The organism is Okeania sp. SIO2B9, from assembly GCF_010672505.1.
GTDB classification, from domain to species: Bacteria; Cyanobacteriota; Cyanobacteriia; order Cyanobacteriales; family Microcoleaceae; genus Okeania; species Okeania hirsuta.
This window is the reverse complement of sequence record NZ_JAAHGK010000383.1, coordinates 1-5,893: the sequence shown is the minus strand read 5'-3', so window position 1 is coordinate 5,893 and position 5,893 is coordinate 1. Positions and strand designations below refer to the sequence as shown.

Genomic DNA, 5,893 nt, shown 5'->3' with positions numbered 1-5,893 from the left:
TAGCGTATATATCATTTATTAGAGTTATTAGAGTCCAACTCTGTTTTTAGTCAAATCGACATTTCTGGGTAAAGTTTTTTAACCAAATAAATTATTAGTAGCATTCTTTTTTATATTTCATATTATTCCTTTTTCCTGTCAAGTATCAGGAATATATGGCATCACAGAGAACCCACTTTTATCTCAATATCTCAAGTCAATTTCTCCTTTTTCATCTTGGTCTTTCAGTTCTAATAGTTAGGCATATTTACTTCTAATTCTCAACTATCAGGGGTTTTGCTCCCTCCTATTTATCACTCTTTTTCAGAACATATTCAATTGGCAGAATAATTATTTTGATCGCTTATTTGATCACATCTATTCCTCATTGTTGATAAATTTTGATCGCCACTTTTCTGAGTTTTTTTGCCTTGATTTGACTCACTGTTTTACTTGGTATTTTTGTGCCTCACTTAATTTCGGTTTCCGACCTCTTCCTATTTGATTATATAACCCTAAAAAACCAGGATTTGCCATATTTTCAACTAATTATAAATAGTTATGCTGCTAACTACAAAGATTTTTATTAATTCTGGGATAGAAAATACCCAATCGCTCAATACTATAAATTAACTTCTCTTTCTCAATTGTGGGAATTGGCTGGAGGAACTTACTGTGAGAACATAGATTGATGATCGACCTTATAAAGGTAAATGTTTTTTCTACTACTGCCTTCTGGAGCTGCTATAATTACTCAACTTAATTAACCATAATTTATGTTGTATATTATAGTCATTTCCGCTTAATTAACGACCGTAAATTTCTGAGGTGCTAGGTAGTAGGTGGAAATGTTCAAGAATTGGTAGTCCTGTATATGTAGTGATATGTTAATATCAGCCATCAATTTCTGACATTAATCTCTGAAATATTGAACTTCGGCCTAGTTGAAAATCAAAATTTTATTTGGTAGGCGATTGCTAACACAAAGCTCCGCTAACGCTGAATATAACCAACCACTAAATTATGAATAAATCCACCCTAAATATCATACCAAAAATCATCCTAATATACAGTTCAACAATTTTTCATTCACATCTAATCCCATGCAAAATAATCATTTAATTTGTCCAAGCTGTGGTAGTAGCCATATTATTAAAAACGGGACAATTAATCATAAAAAACAGAAAGATCAATGTCAAACCTGTAAAAGGCAATTTGTCCCCAATAACTCCAAAGTATACATCAACAATCACTCCCATTGAATTGATTGATAAATTATTACTAGAAAAAATCAGTTTGGCTGGCATTATTCCGATAACAGGTGTATCTGAAAAATGGATGCAAAACTATGTCAATCGTAAGTATGCTGAAGTTTCACAGTCTGTTCAATGTACTAAAAAAAAACCGGGAGACTGACCATTGAGTGTGATGAAATGTGGTGATTTGTTGGGAATAAAAACAACAAACAGTGGTGATGGCTAGCAATTGATATAGGAACTAAAGAAATTGTGGGTTTCTTTTAAGGAGAAAGACCAGAAAAAGGTGCAAGTAGATTGTGGAATTCATTGCCTGGTATCTATGGGCAATGTGCAGTTTATTATACAGATTTTTGGTCAGCTTATGATCTGATTTTTTCTGATTGTAGGCATAAATCAGTAGGAAAGGAAACTGGTTTAACTGCTCATATAGAAATATTAAATAATACTTGACTTCAAAGAATTTCTCGTTGAGTCAGGAAAACTTTATCTTTCTCTAAAAAATTAGAAAATCATTTGGGAGCTACGCGCGTATTTCATTCATGATGATCATCAAGCGATCGCTTCACCATAATTTGATCACTATATATACAGGACTACCCAAGAATTAATTATTAATAATTAATTCTTGAAAAGAAGAGGATTGACTAATCATGAAAATTTTTATTTATTATCCCCTTAAAAGGGGAGGCTTTAAACCACAATTTTTCGATAAAATTGATAATTTATGGATAATAATTGATTTTATTTTAAATTTTTGAAGAGGTCTATTATATCAAGCCTGATTAATTAGCCAAGGGTAAAAATGTGATCTCTGATAAATTTCTTCCTGTGCCCTGTTCCCTGTTCCCTAAAATTTTTATTGTGGAAATTCAAAGATACATAATATTATTGGCATTGTTTCTGTTTATTCCAGTGAGTACAATTGCCTTTTTTGACTCCACTAATTGCCTGTTTACGACTCTCAAACAATTCTAAAATTCCATCAATAATTATTTTTACTAAATCTTGGTTACAGCCATCAATAAAATCTTCAGGAGAAATACTTTTTTGAAATAATTCTTTAGTTCTTTCCCTTTGTTTTTTTACTTCTTCAAATCCTATATATATAACTATAAATGTACTCAATGGTGAGTTTCTCATATCATAAGCGGCATTTTGACATCGCCCGTCTGCCAACAAAGTTAATACTTCACGTTCCAGACTATTTTTAGGCTGATAAGGATTATTAATATCTGGTAAAAAACTCTCCAAATGAGCCGGATTAAATCCTTGAGTTGGCAATTCTCCAATCATTGTAGAAAGAGGTATATTCAAGCCCAATCGCATAGATAATGCTTCAATAAAACCTAGAGTAAAAATTTTACTTCCTAGATAAATTTTAGCAATTTCAAGATTTTTCTTTGCCTGATTAACCCAAATCATGTAAGTTTTTTCATTGGGTTCTCCATCAAATCTGCGAAAAATTAAATCGGGATTTAAAGATTTAATAAAACCTTCAGTTTTTTCTAAAGCAATTCGGTACTCAGAAATAGTGTATGAATTACCATTGATGAGATTGTGGTTAGTTTCTGGTAATAAATTCCAGGTATTATCTAGAAAAATTGAACTAGGTGAACCAAAGCCAATAACATCTCGATTAGATAGTCTAACTGATTTTTTAATTGTTTGATATAGTTCAGCATCAGTTAAATTAATATTCCACTTAATATTAGTTTCTTTAAGTCTTTGATAAAGACGTTCAGTAGCAGTTAAGCCATTTTCTGAAATAGGTTGAAATGGAATACTAGCTTCAATACAAGCAGCGATTTTAAATAGATGTTTAGTTGTCAAAAATTTTTCCATTGCTTTGGTCGCAACAACAGCGCTCATAAATTCATTTTGCCCACCAAAAGGTAATAAAATCTGACCAGCAAAAAAACCAAAAATAGATGCTATTATTTCAAAAATTTTATCTTTCGGCAATTCATTTGTTTCCCGAATTTTTAATTTTCCTTGTACCTCTTTAATATAAGGAGTAATGTAATAGCTGAGATTAAAATTAACACTATGATCTATTTGTAGATAGACTACATCATGGAATAAAGCAGCTAATACTTCTATTGCATCCTGTGAACCTCCCACTTCAAAGATATGATTTGGAGTATGAAAATAACGCCAAGGACTCATCATTGGTTGCACAACTAACTCGGCAATTTCAGCAAGTTTTTCTGATTGAACTTCTACCTGTAATTTCCCAGTTGCCCATTTCAATTTTTCTAAGCATCGTTGATATTCATATTCAAAATTCATAATTTTTTGATTCCTTATTTATGAATAAAATGTTGTACTTTACTAAGTTTTCCTTTCTCAGATATATCGCTAGATTTTTTTGATGTGGCTGTTCTATAACAATTTTTTTTAGCTCTCGGAAATAGCGTTATTGATACTAATTCGTCAAAACTATATGACATAAGTTGTACAGTTTATTTGATTTTTTTGCCTACCTTTCCCTATCTCAATTTTTTATAGTGCTTTGCAGATAACTTTACCAATTTTATATGAGACTGCATAGAATTAGGTTTAGGTGTTAGGTGTTAGGTTTGATACCAATTTTATGTGAGGCTGCACAGAATTATGAAATTTATTAACAAGTCTTTCTCGATCTACACTCAATTCTGATTAAAATATTATTCTATGCAACTTCTTATGAATTGGGTATTAATTCTTAAAAACTTGACCAATAAAAATATTTAAAGCTTCAGAATAGGCAAAAATAACAACTAATTTTAATACCAAATACTCTCATCTCTATTTAGCTATTCCCTATTCCTCACTTTCTAAAATTGAGAAATATGTACTTCATAAAAGTGATAAATTCCACAAAATTTAAATCAAACTTTCTTGCTCCCGATCAAAATTATTCCTAGAAGTCAAAATTAATAGTTGACTTTTCACTACAAATTAGGTTAAATTATCAACTATAAACATTACAATTGGCTTAATCCTTACTAAAATTTCACCTCCATTAAAGTCTTCCAAGCAAAATGTGGTAAAGCCAACATTCGTCGCCAGCGCCAAGGTTCTTGATAAAGTCTATACAACCACTCCAAAGAATTGTTACAAAACCAATCAGGCGCTCTTTCCTTCACCCCAGCCCATATATCCAAACTACCACCAATACCAATCCAGACTGCGTGAGGACAAATATGTTTATGTTCTGCAATCCACAACTCCTGGCGAGGTACTCCCAAACCTACAAATATTAGTTTTGGCTGTAACTGCTCTAAAGTACTTAGCAATTCTGTTTCTTCTGCCGGAGATAAATAACCATGCTGACAAGCAAACGCTAACTCTGACACTTTTTGTTGCCAAATGTCTGCCGCTTTCATAGCTACCCCTGGTTTTCCTCCATAGAAAAATACCAAGTTGTCTGGATTCTGTCTTGGTACTTGCCACAAAATACTCTCTGCTAATTCAATACCAGGACAACGCTGTACAGATTTACCCTTAAGCCTTAAGTATAGAACAACACCTGCCCCATCAGGAACTACCAATTCAGCTCGACGGATTATCTCAGCCAAGACGTGATTTTTCTCTCCCTGCATAACCATTTCAGCATTTAGTGTCACTACATGAGTTCCCAGTCCCTTCTCTAATCGAGAAAGTAAATAACCAGAGTAGTCATCAATACAATGTATTGGTAAACCTAGGACAAAATTTTTTGCAGGTAGACCAAGTGCGGACTCAGAATTTTTTTCACTCATATTTATTTTGATTTTATTGATTTATTTTTTTGTTTTACTATCCTCAATACCTACTGATTTAGATTAGTTGATTCCGCTCTTTCAGGCTAGTGCTTAACGACTTTCTTTCACCCTGATGCCATATCAAGATTTTCCAATTTTAGAAACTTAATCTATAATCAATCGAACAGAATCAACTACAAAAATATTGTTGTATTCTGACAAGTAACGCTTTTGTGAAAATTAGTGTTTATGAATCTTAAACCAGGAGTTGTCCTTCAAAAAGGAAAATATACTATTGATAGTATCTTAGGCCAAGGAGGCTTTAGTATAACCTACCGAGCTATTCATCATCAACACAATCAAATTGTTGTCCTGAAAACCCTGAATGAAAGTCTACGCCATCATCAAGATTTTGCTAAATTTAAACATCAATTTATAGATGAGGTTCATCTTCTGACAAACTCTAGACATCCTAACATCGTTAGAGTGTGGGACTTTTTTGAGGAAGAGCAGTTCTTCTTCATGGTAATGGACTATATTCCTGGTCAAAATTTGGCTGATTTAATACAGTCTGGCCATAAACTTCATCCCAACGAAGCTATTGATTATGTACATCAAATTGCTTCAGCTTTATCAGTAGTTCACAAAAATGGTTTTTTACATCGGGATATACAGCCTAAAAATATTATTAGGCAACAGGGAACTAATACAGTAATACTCACTGATTTTGGTATTACCTGTGACTTAACTGCTGGAATTAGGCAAACTTATACTAATTTATTTTCTGTGGGATATGCAGCACCTGAACAGTGCGATCTAGAACAAAAGTTAACTCCCGCAGCAGATATTTATGCTTTGACTGCTACATTATACTATTTACTTACTGGTAAAGCTCCTACTCCTGCAGCTTTAAGGCTCAGTGATGAAGCA

At 32.7% G+C, this 5,893-nt stretch carries 3 protein-coding genes and 1 pseudogene; 2 read left to right on the top strand and 2 right to left on the bottom strand.

What is annotated here, in order from left to right:
• Nucleotides 1-1,082: 1,082 nt before the first annotated feature.
• A pseudogene (locus F6K13_RS15000) lies at nucleotides 1,083-1,706 on the top strand (IS1 family transposase); the annotation flags it as partial.
• Between the two features lie 417 nt (nucleotides 1,707-2,123).
• Here the strand turns inward: F6K13_RS15000 and F6K13_RS14995 are convergent.
• Complete coding sequence (locus tag F6K13_RS14995) at nucleotides 2,124-3,527, bottom strand: hypothetical protein (protein WP_287287760.1); 1,404 nt, start codon at nucleotides 3,525-3,527, stop codon at nucleotides 2,124-2,126.
• A 698-nt stretch (nucleotides 3,528-4,225) separates the two neighbouring features.
• Complete coding sequence (locus F6K13_RS14990) at nucleotides 4,226-4,981, bottom strand: WecB/TagA/CpsF family glycosyltransferase (RefSeq protein ID WP_124143089.1); 756 nt, start codon at nucleotides 4,979-4,981, stop codon at nucleotides 4,226-4,228.
• A 231-nt stretch (nucleotides 4,982-5,212) separates the two neighbouring features.
• On the opposite strand from F6K13_RS14990, the gene F6K13_RS14985 reads away from it, so the two are divergent.
• Nucleotides 5,213-5,893: serine/threonine-protein kinase (locus tag F6K13_RS14985; RefSeq protein WP_287287759.1), on the top strand; the 681-nt coding region annotated here is incomplete at its 3' end.